Annotated in this window: 18 protein-coding genes; 4 read left to right on the top strand and 14 right to left on the bottom strand. The window is 62.1% G+C overall.

Translation table 11 applies throughout. The features are described from left to right. Window positions 1-505 precede the first annotated feature (505 nt). Window positions 506-2815 carry an ATP-binding protein gene (locus CHU95_RS14620; RefSeq protein ID WP_165772181.1) on the top strand — a complete coding sequence of 770 codons (2310 nt, stop codon included), beginning with the start codon at window positions 506-508 and terminating at the stop codon, window positions 2813-2815. A 20-nt stretch (window positions 2816-2835) separates the two neighbouring features. Here CHU95_RS14620 and CHU95_RS22510 read toward each other — a convergent pair whose 3' ends face one another. The 7 genes from CHU95_RS22510 to CHU95_RS14630 form a co-directional block, all read right to left on the bottom strand. Continuing rightward, the gene (locus CHU95_RS22510) at window positions 2836-2988 is read right to left on the bottom strand and encodes a hypothetical protein (RefSeq protein WP_165772182.1); all 153 of its coding nucleotides are present in this window, start codon (window positions 2986-2988) and stop codon (window positions 2836-2838) included. 53 nt (window positions 2989-3041) lie between these two features. Beyond that, window positions 3042-3191, bottom strand: a complete 150-nt coding sequence (locus tag CHU95_RS22515) for a hypothetical protein (RefSeq protein ID WP_165772183.1) — start codon at window positions 3189-3191, stop codon at window positions 3042-3044. A 586-nt stretch (window positions 3192-3777) separates the two neighbouring features. After that, the gene (locus CHU95_RS22520) at window positions 3778-3930 is read right to left on the bottom strand and encodes a hypothetical protein (protein WP_165772184.1); all 153 of its coding nucleotides are present in this window, start codon (window positions 3928-3930) and stop codon (window positions 3778-3780) included. A 29-nt stretch (window positions 3931-3959) separates the two neighbouring features. Then, window positions 3960-4112, bottom strand: a complete 153-nt coding sequence (locus CHU95_RS22525; RefSeq protein ID WP_165772185.1) for a hypothetical protein — start codon at window positions 4110-4112, stop codon at window positions 3960-3962. A gap of 37 nt (window positions 4113-4149) precedes the next feature. Further along, entirely contained in the window at window positions 4150-4299 is a 150-nt protein-coding gene (locus CHU95_RS22530) for a hypothetical protein (protein WP_165772186.1), read from the bottom strand. A 372-nt stretch (window positions 4300-4671) separates the two neighbouring features. Next, complete coding sequence (locus CHU95_RS14625; protein WP_094457054.1) at window positions 4672-5763, bottom strand: site-specific DNA-methyltransferase; 1092 nt, start codon at window positions 5761-5763, stop codon at window positions 4672-4674. Window positions 5764-5856: 93 nt separating this feature from the next. Then, a complete protein-coding gene (locus CHU95_RS14630; RefSeq protein WP_094457055.1) occupies window positions 5857-6489 on the bottom strand; it encodes a ribonuclease HII in 633 nt (210 codons plus the stop codon). 149 nt (window positions 6490-6638) lie between these two features. On the opposite strand from CHU95_RS14630, the gene hemN reads away from it, so the two are divergent. From hemN to CHU95_RS14645, 3 genes are all read left to right on the top strand, one after another. Next, window positions 6639-7991 (top strand): oxygen-independent coproporphyrinogen III oxidase, encoded by a 1353-nt coding sequence (gene hemN, locus CHU95_RS14635; protein WP_094457056.1) that lies wholly within the window; start codon window positions 6639-6641, stop codon window positions 7989-7991. An 81-nt stretch (window positions 7992-8072) separates the two neighbouring features. Continuing rightward, entirely contained in the window at window positions 8073-8969 is an 897-nt protein-coding gene (locus CHU95_RS14640) for a 5'-nucleotidase, lipoprotein e(P4) family (RefSeq protein WP_207762505.1), read from the top strand. A gap of 186 nt (window positions 8970-9155) precedes the next feature. Continuing rightward, complete coding sequence (locus CHU95_RS14645) at window positions 9156-10859, top strand: ankyrin repeat domain-containing protein (RefSeq protein ID WP_094457058.1); 1704 nt, start codon at window positions 9156-9158, stop codon at window positions 10857-10859. Here CHU95_RS14645 and msrB read toward each other — a convergent pair. The 7 genes from msrB to CHU95_RS14680 form a co-directional block, all read right to left on the bottom strand. After that, entirely contained in the window at window positions 10825-11223 is a 399-nt protein-coding gene (msrB, locus tag CHU95_RS14650; protein WP_094457059.1) for a peptide-methionine (R)-S-oxide reductase MsrB, read from the bottom strand. The two genes, CHU95_RS14645 and msrB, sit on opposite strands and share 35 nt — an antisense overlap. 25 nt (window positions 11224-11248) lie before the next feature. After that, entirely contained in the window at window positions 11249-11689 is a 441-nt protein-coding gene (locus tag CHU95_RS14655) for an acetyltransferase (RefSeq protein ID WP_094457060.1), read from the bottom strand. An 81-nt stretch (window positions 11690-11770) separates the two neighbouring features. Beyond that, entirely contained in the window at window positions 11771-13843 is a 2073-nt protein-coding gene (locus CHU95_RS14660; RefSeq protein ID WP_094457061.1) for a M13 family metallopeptidase, read from the bottom strand. A gap of 164 nt (window positions 13844-14007) precedes the next feature. After that, window positions 14008-14502 carry a TIGR02444 family protein gene (locus CHU95_RS14665; RefSeq protein ID WP_165772187.1) on the bottom strand — a complete coding sequence of 165 codons (495 nt, stop codon included), beginning with the start codon at window positions 14500-14502 and terminating at the stop codon, window positions 14008-14010. Then, the gene (locus CHU95_RS14670; protein ID WP_094457063.1) at window positions 14499-15584 is read right to left on the bottom strand and encodes an ATP-dependent 6-phosphofructokinase; all 1086 of its coding nucleotides are present in this window, start codon (window positions 15582-15584) and stop codon (window positions 14499-14501) included. Before CHU95_RS14670 ends, CHU95_RS14665 begins: the two co-directional genes overlap by 4 nt. Window positions 15585-15756: 172 nt before the next feature. After that, complete coding sequence (locus tag CHU95_RS14675) at window positions 15757-16827, bottom strand: phosphotransferase (RefSeq protein ID WP_094457064.1); 1071 nt, start codon at window positions 16825-16827, stop codon at window positions 15757-15759. A 13-nt stretch (window positions 16828-16840) separates the two neighbouring features. After that, the gene (locus tag CHU95_RS14680) at window positions 16841-17626 is read right to left on the bottom strand and encodes an SDR family NAD(P)-dependent oxidoreductase (protein WP_094457065.1); all 786 of its coding nucleotides are present in this window, start codon (window positions 17624-17626) and stop codon (window positions 16841-16843) included. Window positions 17627-17705 lie beyond the last annotated feature (79 nt).

The following is a 17705-nucleotide window of genomic DNA, read 5'->3' on the forward strand; positions in this document are numbered from 1 at the left end:
TCCGATTGACTATTTCGGCTTGCCAAGCGATGTGGCTGAGGCTGAATTGCGCGCCAATGGGCCTGATGCCGACTGGCGGGATGTGGTTATTCTTGCGTGGTACCTGCGGCAGCGCAATCCGATGCGATGCCAGGATCTCATTGCCTCAGTGCTGCCCAGCGCCGGCCAGCTTTCCGACGTTTTGAAAGGTCGGCTTCTTTTATCAGTTTCAGAAAGTCTGAGATTACAAGCGAAGTTTGATGAAGCACTTCGTAACGTGAACGAAGCTGATTCTTATTTTGCTGCGGCTGGGGACAGTCTGGGGCGTGGTGACAGTGCTTTTTGTCGCGCTGAAATCCATTTAATGTCGGGAACGGTCTCTTCTGCGTATGCGGATTTCGATTCAGCGATCTGCTTCTATCAGGCGGCCAATGATGATATCCGGCTGTTTACTGTCAGATGTCGGGTGGCATATCAGCGGCAATACGAAGATTTGAAAAGTGCGGCACGCCAGTGGATGGATACGTTGCGGGAAGACTTGCTTCCGGCCCATCCCGGTGTTCTGGCCTATATGGCCGCCTTTCGCGGTGGCGTAGCGTTCCAGCGCGGTGATTTTCCAACGGCCATTCGTATCTGGCAGGCCGGATTTGAAAGTGCGGGAACAACAGGTGCAGTTTGGCTGGCCGTCCATCTGGCAATGATGATCGGGTCCGCTTTCGCCAATCTGTACGATCTTTCCACTGCGATGGAGTGGAAAGAAAAGGCTTACAACCTCGCCGCACCAACCGGCTGGCCAGAAGCCATCGGTACGTCACTCGCTTCGATGGCGGAGACGACGACGAGCCTCGGGCAGCTCGAACGGGCGCGTGTGTTGTTTGAAGATGCTTTGCCTTATCTGGACAGGCTCAACAGTATTCGTCGGCACGTTATCAGTTATAATGCATTCGGTGGTCTTTGCCTGCTGATGAACGCGCCGGAAGAAGCCCTGTCCTGGTTTGAGAAGGGCCTTGCGATTGCGCGTAAACTTGGGCAACCGGATTTGGAGTTGCCCAATGGCGTGGGGGTTGTGACGGCCCTTCTCCAGACCGGCCGACTTGAGGCTGCGGCGGCCATGGCAGAAGAGGTTCGTCGGCAGGCGTGTGACCAACGCAATCCATATTATGAAATTGAAGCGATAAGGGTGCGGGCTGCCATTCTGCGCACCACGTCGCCGACAGACCTGGCTCCGGTTATTGAAATCATGGAACAGGCCATCGCCTTGGGTGACAGCCTGAGTGGGATGATGATCCGGTCAGAAATTTATGCTGAGCTGGCCCGTGATTACGAGGCGGCTGGCGATTACCGGAAGGCGCTAGCCTATGAACGGCGCAGCCGCGAAAGCTGGCAGCGTAACTTCGACCGCCAGAACGGTGCGCGTATTCAGGCCTTGCAGGTTCGTTTTGATACCGCCCGGGCCAAGGCAGAGGCGGAGCATAACCGAGCGCTGGCAGAGGCTGAGGCGACGCGGGCGGCCGAGTTGGACCATGCCAATCAGACACTGGAACGGCTGGGTGTGATCGGGCAGGAAATTACGGCGCGTCTGGATGCGGAAGCAGTGTTTACCACCCTGTCGCGCCATCTGCACGATCTCATGCCCACCAACACCCTGTTCGTGGGACTGAAGGACGAAGTCAACCAGATCATTGATATTCGTTTCCGTACGGAGGATGGCCGGCGCCTGCCGCCGCGTCAGGTGCCGCTGGCATCTGACAAACTCTCTGCCCGTTGTGTGCGGGATAATGAGGAGATCCTGGTGGCCTGGGGGGAACGCACCATTCCCGACAGCGTGCCGGGTACACGTCACATGCGCACGGTCCTGTTCCGACCGCTGGCGCTTGGCAATCGTGTTTTGGGTGTTGTGTCCGTTCAGAGCGACCAGCCCAATGCCTATGGGCCCCGGGAACTGCTGATTTTCCGGACCATCTGCGCTTATGGGGCCATCGCCATGGCCAATGCTGAGGCCTATCAGCAGTTGGACCGCGCCGTGGGTGAAACCCGCGAGGCTCTGCAGCGTCTGGTGCAGCAGGAAAAAATGGCGGCCCTGGGTCAATTGGTGGCCGGCGTGGCGCATGAGGTCAACACACCGCTCGGCGTCACCCTGTCTGCCGTATCACAGTTGAATGACAGTATTCGCTCTCTGCACGGGCAGGTCGAAAAGGGACTGCTGACCCGGTCCGGTCTGACAGAGGCGCTGGATAATGGGCGGGAACTGGCTGCCCTGGCCCAGCGCAATGTGACCCGTGCGGCTGACATGATCCGCACCTTCAAGGGCGTGGCGGTGGATCATGGCAGTGATGAACGCCGTATCTTTGAACTGGGCGATTATCTGTCAGAGATCATGTCGCTGATCCGGGCCCGTGTTGCCGGTAACGGCAATCGCATCGAAATCGATGTCATGCCGATCCAGATGGATACCTATCCTGGCGCCCTGGCCCAGGTCATCACCAATCTGGTGACCAATATCGCTGATCATGCCTATGCACCCGACCGGCCCGGGCGCATCATTCTGCGCGGGCGGGCGATTGACGCCTATATGGTGGAAATTGCGGTGGTGGATCAGGGCTGTGGCATCCCAGCCGATATCCTGCCCAAGGTGTTTGATCCGTTCTTCACCACCCGTCGGGCGGCTGGCAGTATGGGGTTGGGTCTGCATGTTGTGTTTAATCAGGTGACGCAACGGCTTAGCGGGGCCATCACCATCGACAGTGTTCTGGGCCAGGGCACCGTGGCCACAGTGCGCATTCCGCGCGAAGTGCCGAACTATGTTCCCACGGCCTTCTTTCCCCTGCCAACCTGACAGCAGGGGTACCGTCTACCTTAAATCAGCGCGTGCAGCGTGATGGACAGAAAGGCGGCGACGGCCAGGACGGTGACGGCCTCGATGATGCCGGCGCTGTCTTTGAGCGTGCTCGCCAAACCGGACAGGACATCTTCGGCATCATGGGCGGCGGCGTGGATGTAAGCGGACATGATGTTCTCCTTCAGGGTGGGGTGGGGCAGGGAAGGGCTGGGGTCGGGTTTGATCAGAGCATCAGGTTCAGGCAGGCGGTCAGGACGGCCGCGATGCTCAGCACGGCCGTCGCTTCGGCCAGGTCTGCGGCTGTCGGCACCGAGGCCAGCACCGTTTCGATCAGGGAGCCTTCGGTTTCGATCTTGTTCGTCAGGTCGGTCATTTTTATCTCCATCATGATTTGTTGTCTGGATGTCTGTAGTACAGCAAAGGCCGTGCCAAGTGCTATTTGGGTGTATTCTGGAAAATAATTAGCCATCATGATGGTCGCTTTATTCACTTGATGGAAAAAATAACGATATTATGGCCCATTGATCATGTGGTGGTGATGGCGACTGTCCGAAAACGGACAATGGCATCTCGTTCGCTGTCCGTGTGCGAACAATGTCGCCGAACGTAGTTTTACGTTGTCCTGCTCCGGCGATCTCCGGCAGGTCGGTTTTGCGACAAACGCAAAAACCCGCCGGAAAGGCCGGCGGGCGCGGATGCGAGGAGGGGCGTAATCTGGGTGATCTAAGGGACCGGCGCGTCGACCCGGCGAGGGCGGGTGCGCAATGCCGGCGTCCGACCGGGCGGATGCCTGTGCTGAAGCGGGGACTGGAAAGCAGAAGGGGCGCTTTGGGCGCGACCGTCAGGGCGGTCTGTGTGGCGCTGCCGTTAAGGGGGCGGTGCGCAGCAGGGTGTGACGGCTCTCCGGCCATCGCCACCCCCATCCCCCGCCGCCGGGCGGCATGGGGGAGAAGGGTGGATCAGATCAAGGCATGCAGTGTGATGGACAGAAAGGCGGCAACGGCCAGGACGGTGGCTGCTTCGATGATGCCGGCGCTGTCTTTGAGCGTGCTGGCCAAACCGGACAGGACATCTTCGGCATCATGGGCGGCGGCATGAAGATAAGCGGACATGATGTTCTCCTTCGGGGTGGGGTGGGGGATCAGAACAGGGTGTTCAGGCTGATCGCCACGAAGGCGGCGGCCAGAACCAGGGTGGCGGCCTCGATCACATCGGCGATGGTGGGCAGCGAGGTTCGCAGGCCCGACAGCACGTCGTGGGCGTCATCGGCGGCGGTGTGGATAAAAGCGGGCATTGTCTTCTCCATCATTTCAAAAACATGGGGGCAGTGATCAGAGCATCACATGCAGGCTGATCGTCATCAGGGCGCCAACGGCCAGGGCCGCGCCGGCTTCGATCAGGTCTGCCGCGGTGGGCAGGGAAGCCAGGAAGCTGCTCAGCAGGCTCTCATCGGCTTGGCTGTTATTGGTCAGATCGGTCATTTTGGTCTCCGTCAGTGTGTGTCGTCTTGATGAACCTGTATCAGCAAACACCGTGCCAAGTGGCTTTTTGGCGCATTCTGGAAAATCGGTAGGCATCTACAGGGCGTTTATGGCGACAAAGTGGTGATTTTTGCAAAAAGTGGATTGGATTGCGATCATCCTAGGGCGGCGATTGTCCGGAAACGGACAGTGATCGGGGCCAGATGTTCGCTGATGGACGGTTTACGCTCTTGTCGCTGTGGCATGCGTGATTTGCATCACATGGCTTAACAGGCATGCAAAAACAGCAAAAACCCCGCCGGACGGGCCGGCGGGGGCAATGAACAGTCAGAACCGGGGGCCAATGGGGACCGATCCGCCCCCTGTCCCTGATTAGTGCTTTTCGCTGATCACCTGCTGGCGCAGGACATCAATGGGGGCCAGCGCGCCACCCTGCTGGAAATGCCAGAATGTCCAGCCATTGCAGGCTGGCAAGCCCTGCATGGCAGCGCCCACCTGATGGATGGAGCCCTTATGTTCACCCAGATGGTTCTGGGCCACCAGGGTGCCGTCGGCACGCACCTTGGCAATATGACGGCGGCGATTGTCGAACAGCATGGTGCCGGGTTTCAGGAAGCCCCGTTCGATCAGATTGCCGAACGGTACACGCGGCTGGCTGCGCTTGGAGGTGATTTCCAGCAGTTCCGGCTCTGCCACTTCTTCGACCTGGGCGATGCGTTCATTGGCCAGACGCGCATACTCATGCTCACGCTCGATGCCGATCCAGCGGCGGCGCAGGCGTTTGGCCACGGCGCCCGTGGTGCCGGTGCCAAAGAACGGGTCCAGCACCGTATCACCAACCTTGGTGGACGACATGAGTACGCGGAACAGGAGACTTTCCGGCTTCTGGGTGGGGTGCGCTTTCTGTCCCGTCTCGTCGCGCAGCCGTTCCGACCCGGTGCACAGAGGCAGGGTCCAGTCGGACCGCATCTGCAAATCCTCGTTCAGCGCCTTCATCGCCTCATAGGCGAAGTAATATTTGCTGTCTTTCGACTTTGACGCCCAGATCAGGGTTTCATGGGCATTGGCAAAACGCCGGCCCTTAAAATTGGGCATCGGGTTCGACTTGCGCCAGATGATATCGTTCAGCACCCAATACCCCAGATCCTGGAGGATGGCGCCGACGCGGAAGATATTGTGGTAGGACCCGATCACCCACAAGGTCCCATCATCTTTCAGCGTATGGCGCGCCGCATCCAGCCAGTCGCGGGTAAAGCGGTCATAACTTTGGAAATCCTGGAAACGGTCCCACTCCTCATCCACCCCGTCGACGCGGGTATGGTTGGGGCGCATCAGGTCGCCATTGAGTTGCAGGTTATAGGGTGGGTCGGCGAAGACCACATCGACCGACCGGGCCGGCATATCGCGCATCAGTTGGACGCAATCACCGACGAGAATCCGGTTTGTTGCAGGCTTGTCGTTCATGTTTTTTGCTGCCGACTCGGAGGAGGAATTTCCCCGACAATGAGTCGGGCCCGAGTCGCCGTCAACAGAAAAATTTTGGAAGAGTCAGAAGAGTCAGAGAGTTAGGGAGAGTTGTTCGGAAACTGGTGCAAAAGAGCGCCGGTGATGTGGCGTCGGACCCAGCTTTTTGATGGCCGCAAGATGCGCGGCGGTGCCATAGCCCTGATTGCGTTCCCAACCATATCCGGGGTACTGGACCGCCAATTGCCCCATGATCTTGTCCCGTGTCACCTTGGCCACGATTGACGCGGCGGCGATGGACAGCGACAGCGCATCACCCTCCACCAGGGTTTCCACCCGGCAACGCAGTTTTGGCGGACGGTTTCCATCCACCAGCGCCAGCGATGGCAGACGGCCGATTTTTGTGGCCAGATCGTCCACCGCACGGGCCATGGCCAGGAATGTGGCCTGCAAAATGTTCACCGCGTCGATTTCCTCCACCGACGCGACGCCCACTCCATAGGGGCTATGGGCAATGATCCGGGTGAACATGGCTTCGCGCTGCGCCTGCTTCACCTTCTTGCTGTCATTGATGCCATCGCACCAGGCGGGTATGGCCCCAGGGGGCAACAGGACGGCGCCGGCCACCACTGGCCCGGCCAGGGGGCCGCGCCCGGCTTCGTCCACACCGCAGACCGGGAAGTCAGGCCCATGGCCCAGGCGATATTCGTGCGAAAGATCAGGCATGCCTGCTGGTGTGGCAAATGCCGGGCATCCGTGCAAGGCCGACATGCAGACAGACTTTCGTCGATTTGCGATGGATCAAGGCTGCATCGGTGCGGTGGGCGCAATGTTCGCCCCATCCGCGATCCGACCAGCCCTGTGCGAGGCCCGTCATGCGTCCCGATCTTGTTGCCAAGTACCGACATCAGCGCGTGCCCCGCTACACGTCTTATCCGGCCTCGCCGCACTTCACCGATGCTGTCACGGCGGATACTTATCGCGACTGGCTGTCATCGGCCGATCCGCGATCCGCCTTGTCGCTGTATCTGCATCTGCCCTTCTGTAAATCCATGTGCTGGTACTGTGGCTGCCACACCACCGTGGTCCGACACGAGGACCCGATCTGGTCCTATCTGGCGGCCCTGTCGGCCGAACTGCGCAATGTTGCGGGCTTGCTGCCGCAGGGGCCGGTTGTACGGCATGTGCATTTTGGGGGCGGCACGCCGACGCTGCTGCCCGTACAGGGCTTCCGGGCGTTGATGGCCGAACTGCGTACCCGCTTTCAGATCGCCCCGGACGCAGAAATCGCCATCGAAATCGACCCCCGCACCCTGACACCGGACATGGTAGAGGCTCTGGGCGATGTCGGCATCACCCGTGCTTCGCTGGGTGTGCAGAGTTTCGATGCCGAGGTGCAGGCCGCCATCAACCGGATACAGCCCTTTGCCATGACCGAAGCGGCAGTCCAGCGGCTGCGGGCAGTCGGCATCCGGGGCGTCAATCTGGACCTGATCTATGGCCTGCCGCGCCAGACCGTGGCCAGTTGTGTGGATACGGTGCGCCAAGCCGTGAGCCTGAAACCTGACCGTCTGTCGATCTTCGGTTATGCACATATGCCAGGATTCAAGGCTCACCAGGGCCGTATCGATCCCGAAATATTACCGGACGCCGATGAACGTGTGGCGCAGTTGCGGGCCATGGAAATGGCGGTAATGGCCTCAGGTTATGTCCGTATCGGCATGGATCACTTTGCCCGGCCGGATGATGATATTGCCATCGCTGCCAAAAACGGCACGCTGCGCCGCAATTTCCAGGGCTATACGACGGACGAGGCCGACCTGCTGCTGGCCTTCGGCGCTTCAGCCATTGGCAAGCTGCCTCAAGGCTATGTCGCCAATATCCTGTCCTTGCCAGGCTACCTGAAGGCGATGGAGACCGAGGGTCTGGCCACCGCGCGCGGTTACCGGATGAGCCTGGATGACAAATTGCGCGCCACCGTGATTGAAGCACTTATGTGTCGTTTCGATGTCGATCTGGCTCAGGTGGCAGCGGCGTTTGACACCCCGCACGAAGCCATCATGCCCGATCCGCATGCGATTGCCGATCTGGCTGGCGACGGGGTTGTTCATCTGTCCGGCACACGGCTGGTCGTTCCGGAGGCGGCACGACCGTTGGTCCGCTCCGTCGCGGCCCTGTTCGACCGGCATCTGGACCCAGAGGGCGGGCGGCACAGCAAGGCGATTTGATGCGGGGCCGCGGTACTGGACAGGGGGGCAGGGGCACGGCATTGTCGCCCCTCACCAGACCGTCATAAAAGTGCAATGAACATGCGATCCATCCGCGTCCTGCTGCTGGCGGCAACGGCTGTTGCCCTGTCCGGTTGTGCCATCCATATCGCCGCCCCTGCCGACAAAGCCCCGCCACCAGCAGCCATCACCACGCCAGCCCCGGTAGCCACGCCCAAGCCGGGCCCGGAAGATGATCCGCGCCTGCTGGCCACTTTGTACATGCAACAAGCCGAAGAATTGCGCCGCCTCTCGAAGCAGGCCTATGCGCTGGCCACGAGTCGCCTGCCCGCCGCGCTGAAACAGCCGGGATCGTCGGCGCTGGAACAGACCGATGGCGGCACCGGCAAACCACCGGCCGCCATTTTCGACGTCGATGAAACGGTGCTGGATAACAGCCCGCAACAGGCCCGGGCCATCCTGTCCGGTACCCGCCATTTCGACCTGTCGCGGTGGGATCAGTGGGTGGGTGAACGGGCGGCGTCCCCCATGCCCGGCGCTGTCGATTTTGTGAAGGAACTGCGCCGTAACAAGGTGCGCGTTGTTTTCATCACCAACCGTGAATGTCGTCCGCGTCCCGTCAACCCCGGTGATCCGTGTCCGCAGCATGCTGACACGCTGGCCAATCTGAATGCCGTTGGCCTGGGTCCGGTGGCGCCGGAAGACCTGTTGTTGAAGGGTCAGAATGGCTGGCCCAGCGACAAGGCCCCGCGGCGGCAAGAGGTCATTCGCACCCACCGTATCGTCATGTCCCTGGGCGATCAGTTCAGCGATATGATGACCGTGACCCGTCAGGATGACAGTGCGGCCCGTGCCCGTATCGCGGCTGAACATGAGGATTTGTGGAACAGCCGCTGGATCATCATCCCTAACCCGACCTATGGGCAATGGGTTGATGTTCTGCCCGAGCCGATCAGCGGTTCGCTGCGCACCAAGTAGGGGCCAGGGGCGCCGTGGGGATTGACGGCGCCCACCCCTTTGGCTGATCCTGTCGGCAGTGCGCGTTGGGGCGCCTCCTGTCCGCGGCAAGGAAGCCTGCTTCCACCCATCCGAGCTGGTTCGCCATGTCGATCCGCTTCCTCCCGCCCGTTTCAGCGGACAAGGGCACCATGGGAAGGAAGAACCATGCCCCGCACACTGACCCCGGCCACCCATCTTGATACGCTGCGGCGGGAGGCCAAGCGATGGCTGAAGGCCATTCGCGCCGGTGATAGCGCCGCCCGCACCCGCCTGAGCACACTCACGCCCCAGGCCCCGGCTGATCCCGGCCTGCGTGATGTCCAGTTGGCCTTGGCCCGCGACTACGGGTTTGCGGGCTGGGCAGCGCTCAAGCAGGCTGTGGCGGATCTGGCACTCACACGGCAGTCGCAGGCTTCCAAGGTTTATACTGTCCTGCGCGCCGCCTGGGATGGTGGCGACCGGGCGGCGGCAGCGCGCATTCTGGCCCGTTGGCCCGATATCGGGGCTGGCGACCTGCTGCTGGATGTTTTGCGTGGGCACACAAGTTCTGTGGCACGGCGACTGGCTGCCGATGCCAGTCTGGTGAACCGCAAGACCGGCCCGTTGAACTGGGAACCGCTGCTCTACCTTGCCTATGCCCGCCTGCCGGGTGGGGCGGGGGTGGAGATGGCGCGCCTGCTGCTGGACCATGGGGCCGATCCCAATGCCCGCTTTGACGATGGTTGGGGCAATGCCTTTACCATTCTGACTGGATTGATCGGGCAGGGGGAAGGTGACCGGCCCCCGCATCCCGATGCCCGCGCCCTGATGGCCCTGCTGGTGGAGCGCGGCGCCGATCCGTTTGATCTTCAAGCATTGTACAATACCTCCATCAGCCGGGATGAGGTGGAATGGCTGGATGTTATCTGGTCGGCCTGTGCGGCGCGCGGCGTGACGGGGGCCTGGCTGGAACGACTGGACGCGCCGCGGATCGGGGGCCGTTTCCCGCTGCCGGTGATCGACTATCTGCTGGGCAATGCCGTGGCCTACAACCATCTGAGTGGGGCCGACTGGCTGCTGCGGCATGGGGCAGATGCGGATGGTATTCACGCTTATTCCGGCCGGTCACTGCTTGTCGAAGCCCTGGTCTATGGTCACCGTGCCATGGCGGATCTGCTGCGTCGCCATGGCGCGCGCGAACCCGACCTGTCACCGGCCATGGCGTTTCAGGCGGCGGCGATGGCGCTCGACCGGGAACAGGCCCGGACCCTGGCCCTGGCGCATCCACAGGTTCTGGACGACCCAGCACCCCTGCACAATGCGGCACAGCAGGGTCGGGTGGGGGTTGTGGAACTGCTTCTGGCGTTGGGCGTGCCTGTCGATCTGGCCGATGCGGGCGGTCAGCGGGCCATCCAGTACGCCGTGATGGGCGATGCGCTGGATGTTGTCCGCTTGCTGGTGACACGCGGAGCAGATGTCGACCGGCCCACGGCCACTGATTATGGCGGCGGTGCCATGGGCTTCGCCGCGCATTTTGGCCGGCGCGATATCGCCGCCTTCCTGGCCCCGTTCAGCCGGGACGTGTCGGAAATGGTCTATCTGGGTTTGGTGGATCGGCTGACCGACCTGTTTGCCCAGGAACCGGCACTGGTGAACGCCCCGCACCCGAAATTCGGCACGCTGCCTTTGTTCGCCCTGCCGGAAGGGGAGGAGGAGGCCGCTGCCATGGCCGCCTTTCTTCTCCGCGCGGGAGCAAACCCGCGCGCCATCAATCAGGACGGTATCGGTGCTGGAAAGGCGGCCCGCGACCGCGGTCTGATCGACGCTGCCGATATCATCGAGGCAGCCGCAGCGGTCAATCCGGCACAAAAGCCAGGGCCACCCCGTTGATGCAGTAACGCAGGAAGGTCGGCGGTGGCCCATCCTCGAACACATGGCCAAGATGGGAACCGCACTGGCTGCAATGCACTTCGGTACGGACCATCCCATGGGATCGGTCGACATGGGTGCCGACCGATCCCGGCAGCGGGTCGTTAAAACTGGGCCAGCCGGTGCCGCTCTCGAACTTGTCCCCGGATTGAAACAGCGCCTGTCCGCATCCGGCACAGCAAAAGCGGCCCGGACGCTTTTCCCGCAGCAGGCCACAGGACCCGGGTCGCTCGGTGCCATGGGCCCGCATCACCCGATACTGGTCCGGGGTCAGAAGCTGGCGCCACTCGGCATCGCTGCGGGTGATGGGGAAGGTGGGTGCCATTGCCGTCTCCAGGTCAGACTCCAGATCAGATCTTCGCCATATGGATCAACGGATAGGGTTTTCCAGCATGGTCCACCGGTGACCGTCCGATCTCCAGAAAACCCTGCGATACATAAAAATCCACGGCTCCCGGATTCTGCACATTCACATCGACCACCAGATGCTGGCGGAGACCCAGCGCGTGGGCGATCAGGCGGCGGCCCACCCCCTGGCGATGCCAGTCCGGATGCACAAACAAGGCTTCGATTTTCGGGCCTGCCAGTCCGATGAACCCCTGGATCACGCCATCGGGGGACAGGGCCAGCCAAAGCGGTTTGCTGGGAAGGTAAAGGGTTACCAGCAGATGTTCATAAAGGGCCACATCCGCCGGGGCAATGAACCCATGCGTGGCATCCACTGACGCGCGCCAGACGCGGTGGATGCTGGCATTGTCGGCAGGTGTGGACAGGCGGATTGCTGTCGGCATCGGGCCAAAGTCCCGAACAACATGGAAGGGGCCGGTCCCGAACACAGGACCGGCCCCATGGTGACAGAGGCAAGGGGGGTGTTACCAGACCTTACAGGCCTTGTCGCCCCGGACCATCTTGTCGGTTGGCTGGCAGTTAAAGGCCTTGGCGAATTCCGGCATGTTCGACAAGGTGCCGTTCACGCGGTATTCGGGCAGGGAATGCACGCCTGTCTGGGCCTGCAGGCGGCGGAATTCCGGCCGTTCCTGCGCACACCAGACATTGGCCCAGCCATAGAAGAAGCGCTGTTCAGCGGTCAGCCCGCCGATCTTCTTCCGCATCCCGGCCTCACCCAGCCGGCGCTTCAGCGCGTCCAGCGCCACCGCAAGACCGCCATTGTCGGCGGTGTTTTCGCCCAGCGTCTGCTTGCCGTTCAGGTTGACGCCTTCCACAGCCTGGAACCCAGAATATTGATCCACCAGGCACTGCGCCCGCTCGGTGAAGCGCTTGGCGTCATCCTCGGTCCACCAGTCCTTCAGGTTGCCATCACCGGCGAACTTGCGACCCTGGTCATCGAAACCATGGATGATCTCATGCCCGATGACCCCGCCGATGGCGCCATAATTATAGGCGTCGTCGGCGGTGAAGTCGAAGAAGGGCGGCTGGAGAATGCCGGCCGGGAAATTGATATTGTTCTGCTGCGGCGAATAATAGGCGTTCACCGTCGGCGGGGTCATTCCCCATTCCGAACTGTCGCGCGGCAGCCCGATCCGGGCCAGCCGGCGGCGCTGTTCAAAGCTTTCGGCGCGGGTGACATTGCCCAGCAGGTCGCCCTTCACGATGGTCAGCGCCGAATAATCGCGCCAATTGTCGGGATAGCCGATCTTATTGGGCATGTTGGCCAGCTTTTCATGCGCCTTTGTCTTGGTTTCCGGGCTCATCCATTCCAGACCGCTGATCCGGTCCTTCAGGGCCGCCTGCACATCGCCGACCATGGTCAGCATGCGCTTCTTGTGTTCCGGGCCGAACGCCTTCTCCACAAAATACTGGCCCAGATCTTCGCCCAGCGCATTGTCGGTGGCAGCGACACAGCGCTTCCAGCGTGGACGCTGTTCCTTGGTGCCGTTCAGGGTGCGGCCGTAAAAATTGAAGGCCTCTTCGCTGAAGGCGGTGGGCAGCCATTGGGCATTGCTGCGCAGCGTATGCCAGGTCAGATAGGTCTTGATGTCTTCCACACTGGCCTGGGTCAGTTTGGTATTCACCGCTTCAAAAAATTTCGGCTGCCCGACATTCATCTCGCTAAAGGCCGGTGCGCCGATGGCTGCCAGGTAGGCGGCCCAGTCAATGGCCGATACCGACTTGGCAAAATCAGCAAGAACCGTAGGGTTATTCTGCTTTTGCGGGTCACGCCGTTCCAGGCGGGTCATCGACGCCTCGGCGAGCGCTGTCTCAAACGCCATGACCGTGTCGGCCTTGGCCTTTGCAGCGTCGGCTGGTGTCCCAGCCAGTTCGAACATCTTGGCGACATGCGCAACATAGGCGGCGCGCTGTTCCGCGGATTTGGGGTCATCCTTGAAATAGAAATCGCGATCCGGCAGACCCAGGCCACCCTGGCCGACCGTTGCGATGGTCTGCACGGCATCGCTGAATTTCTGCATGCGGCCAAAACCGAACAGGGCATTCACGCCCTGATCATGCAGAAAGCCGATAACCGCCCCCAGGTCCTTTTTGTCCGTCAGACCGTTGATCCGGTCCAGCATCGGTGCCAGCGGGGCCAACCCCTTGGCATCTACGGCCGCCTCATCCATGCAGGCGGCATAGAAGTCGGCGATACGGGCGGTCTTCGGGGTCGGATTGGCGGCGGCTTGATCCAGGATCTGGCGCAGCAGGGTCAGGTTCTTGTCGGCCAGGACGTTGAAGTTGCCCCAGCGCGCCTGATCGTCGGGAATGGGATTTTCGCGCTTCCACACGCCGCAGGCATGCAGGAAGAAATTATCGCAAGGCGACACGGTGTCGTCCAGGACCGGCAGGCCCGGCGCCGGCGGCTTGCCGGCCTTGGCGGCGGCGGGTGCTACCTGCGCCACCTGTGTATCCGCCAGGGCCGCGCCCGACAGCATGAACGTCAATCCCAACGCCAGCAGGCTGCTGGCGCCCATCCCGATCCGTTTCATCATCTCAACCCTTGTTTTGACCTATGTGCAGGATTCGGCCCTATCGGGGCCTGTTGCTTATGGAGGCGAAATTATCACGGCTGCCTGTCCGGTTCCGACATCGCTTTGTAACACGCACGTAAATGCCTGTTGCAGATTGGTTGCATCGGGGCCAAGACCGGGCCCGTTCAAGTGGGATCGTCGTTCACGGACCTGATGATACCGGGAAGGGCGGTGATCATGGCCATGGCCAGCCCGTCGCCCCCCGGCAGCAGTGATAGGTTGGCCCGCACCAGCGCCGCATCCACCATCTGGCATCGACGTTGGGCGGGCAAGTTCTGCAGGACCGACTGTTGCACCCGTTCTGCGGCCAGTTCCGCTGCCTGCACCTGGGACCGCAGGGACTGTGTTGCCGTATCCGGGGCAGGCGGAGGGCCGGATTTCAGTTGCCGGCGCACAGCGCGCAGCGGCTGTACCACCGCCTCGTTCCAAGGGCGGGTGGCGGTCACGGCCGCAGACACTTCCGCGGCTGTCAGGTCATGGCCATGCGCAGCCAGCCACACGGCCCAGAGCAACAGATTGACATCGCCCCCGTGCTGATCTTGGGCGGTCAGGCACGCGTCTGCCACATCTGGTATACCGTAGACCGACAGGGAAAAGGACCAGAGGTCGGGAATGCTCACCGATCCCCCACATAAATCCCCAGCCCCCGCGCCGTCTTGACCAATGTTCCGTCGATATCCACCGCCGCATAGGTGGCGATGGCATCTTCGATGGGGATGTCGATAACCCGGCGGTTGGACCAGGCGACCAGACGGTCACTTTTACCTTCGGCCAGCAGATCGACGGCGGCCACGCCAAAGGCAGAGGCCAGCACCCGGTCATTATGGCCCGGCGGGCAGCCGCGCTGAACATGGCCCAGCACAGTGACGCGGGTTTCGGCCCCCGTTGCTTCGGCAATCAGATGGCCGATATAATTGCCAATCCCGCCATAGCGTTTCTGCCCATCGGTGAATTCCTGCTGCGCCTTCACGCCCTCCATGGTCCGCACGGCTTCCGACACGACGACCAGGGCGAAGTTGCGGCCACCGGCCTGCACGCGCCTGATCTTGTCGGCCACGCCGGCCACCGACCAGGCCAGTTCCGGCAGCAGGATGACATCGGCACCCCCGGCAATCCCCGCCGACAGGGCGATATGGCCGGCATCGCGGCCCATGACTTCCAGCACCATGACGCGGGCATGGCTGGCGGCGGTTGGCTGCAACCGGTCCAGCGCTTCGGTCGCGACCGCCACCGCCGTGTCAAAGCCGACGGACATCTCGGTGATGCCCAGGTCATTATCGATGGTCTTGGGAATGCCGATCAGTTTGATGCCGCCAATACGCGCCAGTTTGCGCAGGATGGCCATTGATCCGTCGCCACCGATACCGATCAGGCTGTCCACGCCCAGTTCCCGCAAGCCCCCGATAATCTCCTGACTGCGGTCCTTCCTTGTGCCGTCAGCCATTGGATAGGCAAAAGGATCGCCCTTGTTGGTGGTGCCCAGGATGGTGCCGCCCTGGCGCATCATGGCGCCATCGACGCCTTTCAGGTCGAGATTCACATACCGGACGGGCCGCGCCAGCAACCCTTGGGTTCCGTCCTCAATCCCCACCACCTCCCAACCATAATGGGCGGCGCGATGAACGGCGGCGCGGATCACGGCGTTCAGGCCGGCACAGTCGCCGCCGCTGGTCAGGATGCCGATACGCTTGGCTGCGGTCATTCTTTTTCCCCTGGTCTTTGGTGCCAGGGTGCCAGGATCACCGCCCAGAGGGCAAGGTTGTTGAACCAGAACACCAAAGGGGCGCCCTGTTTTTTGGGGGCGCCCCAGGTGCAGGCATATCACGTCGATGGGGAGCGAGGGGCAAGCGGCAGGGCCTGACCCCGCACCCCGGTCACGCCTTATCCGACACGAAGCGCCAGCCCGTCTCCGCCGCTGCGCGTGCCACCTCGCCATAGGCCAAGGCCTTGCGGTCGGCGGCATTGCCAGCCAGCGCGCGGGCATAGACGCCCTGGCAGATGGCGGCGATGCGGAAGAAGGCGAAGGCCAGGTAATAGGGCCAGTCGGGAATGCCGGCCCGCCCCGTGCGCTGGCAATAGGCTGAAACATAATCGGCTTCTGTGGGGATGCCCGAAGCCGCCAGATCAACGCCCACCAGCCCCGGAAACTGCTTGATCCCCGCCGGCAGATGATAGGCCATGCAATTATAGGCCAGATCGGGCAGGGGATGGCCCAGGGTCGCCAGTTCCCAATCCAGGATGGCGACGACCCGCGGTTCCGTTTTGTGCAGCATCAGGTTACCCAGGCGGAAATCACCATGCACAATGGTGACCTCTTCCCCCGCCGGCACGGCCCGCGGCAGCCAATCCATCAGCCGTTCCATGGCCGGAATGTCGCTGTCGCCCTTGGTGGCCACGAACTGCTTGGACCAGCGTTCGACCTGCCGCTGGATATAGTGTTCCGGCTTGCCGAAATCCGACAGGCCAGCGGCGCGCCAATCCACACTATGCAGGGCGGCCAACGTCGCGTTCATCCCGTCATAGATGGCCGCCCGGTCGGCGTTGCTGAACCCGTCCAGCGCCACATCCGACAGGACGCGCCCATCAATATGGTCCATCACGTAAAAGGGCGTACCGATAATGCCCGCATCCTCACACAGCAGGCGGGCATTGGGCACGGGCGCGGCGCTGGCCGAAAGCGCCCGCATGGCGCGGAATTCCCGCTCCACCATATGTGCGCTGGGCAACAGCTTGCCGGGCGGCTTCTTGCGCAGCACGAAGCGTGCGCCCGCCGCATCGCTGATCAGAAAGGTGGGGTTGGACTGCCCGCCCTGAAATTGCTGCACCCTTGCCGGCCCCTGGAACCCGTCCAGATGGGCCGACAGATAGGTGTCCAGTGCCGCCTCATCAAACCGATGCTGCGGCAGCACATCAATCAGGATGGCCGCCCCCTTGCCCTCGCTCATGACCGGTCCCCGCTTACAGGATCGTCGGATCGGCGATGGTCGCACCGCCATCGGCCACCAGCAACTGCCCCGTGACAAAGGCTCCGGCCGGGGCGGCCAGCATCAGGGCGACACCCGCGATCTCGTCTGGTTTGCCGAACCGGCCCAGGGGTGCGCGGCGCATGATGGCCTTGGCGATGTCGGGATTGTCGGTCAGGGCCTTGGCGAAGTCCGTCTCCACAATGCCGGGGGCAATGCCGTTGACGCGGATATTGGCCCGGCCATGTTCAACGGCCAGATTGCGGACCAGGGCCGCTTCCGCCGCCTTGGACACGCCATAGGCACCGATCACGGGATTGCCGCGCAGGCCGGCGATGGAGGACAGGATGATCACCGACCCGTCCTTGCGCTCCGCCATGCCGGGGATCACCATGTTGCACAATTGCCAGGTGCTGCGCAGGTTCGACCCCATGATCTTGTCCCAGGCCTCATCGCTGACACTGGCCAGCGGGCCATAGACGGGGTTGATGGCGGCATTGGCGACCAGGATGTCGATGCGGCCCCATTGTGCCAGCGTGGCATCGACCAGCGCCTGCAAATCCTCCTTGCGACCGATATTGCAGGCGACCGAGATCGCCTCGCCACCGGCGGCGATGATCTCATCGCGCACCACGTCGCAGGCGTCGAGCTTGCGCGACGAAATAACGACCTTGGCCCCGGCGCGGGCATATTCCTGGGCAATGGACTTGCCGATCCCGCGTGAGGAGCCGGTGATCAGGGCCACTTTGCCGGACAGGTCGAACAAGGGATGCGTGGTCATGGGATAGTCTCCTCAATCGCCCCGTGGGCTGCGAAATCGTGTGTTGGGCTGTCCGTTGGTTCTGTCCCGCCTCCCCGGC

Source organism: Niveispirillum lacus (assembly GCF_002251795.1).
Lineage (GTDB): Bacteria > Pseudomonadota > Alphaproteobacteria > Azospirillales > Azospirillaceae > Niveispirillum > Niveispirillum lacus.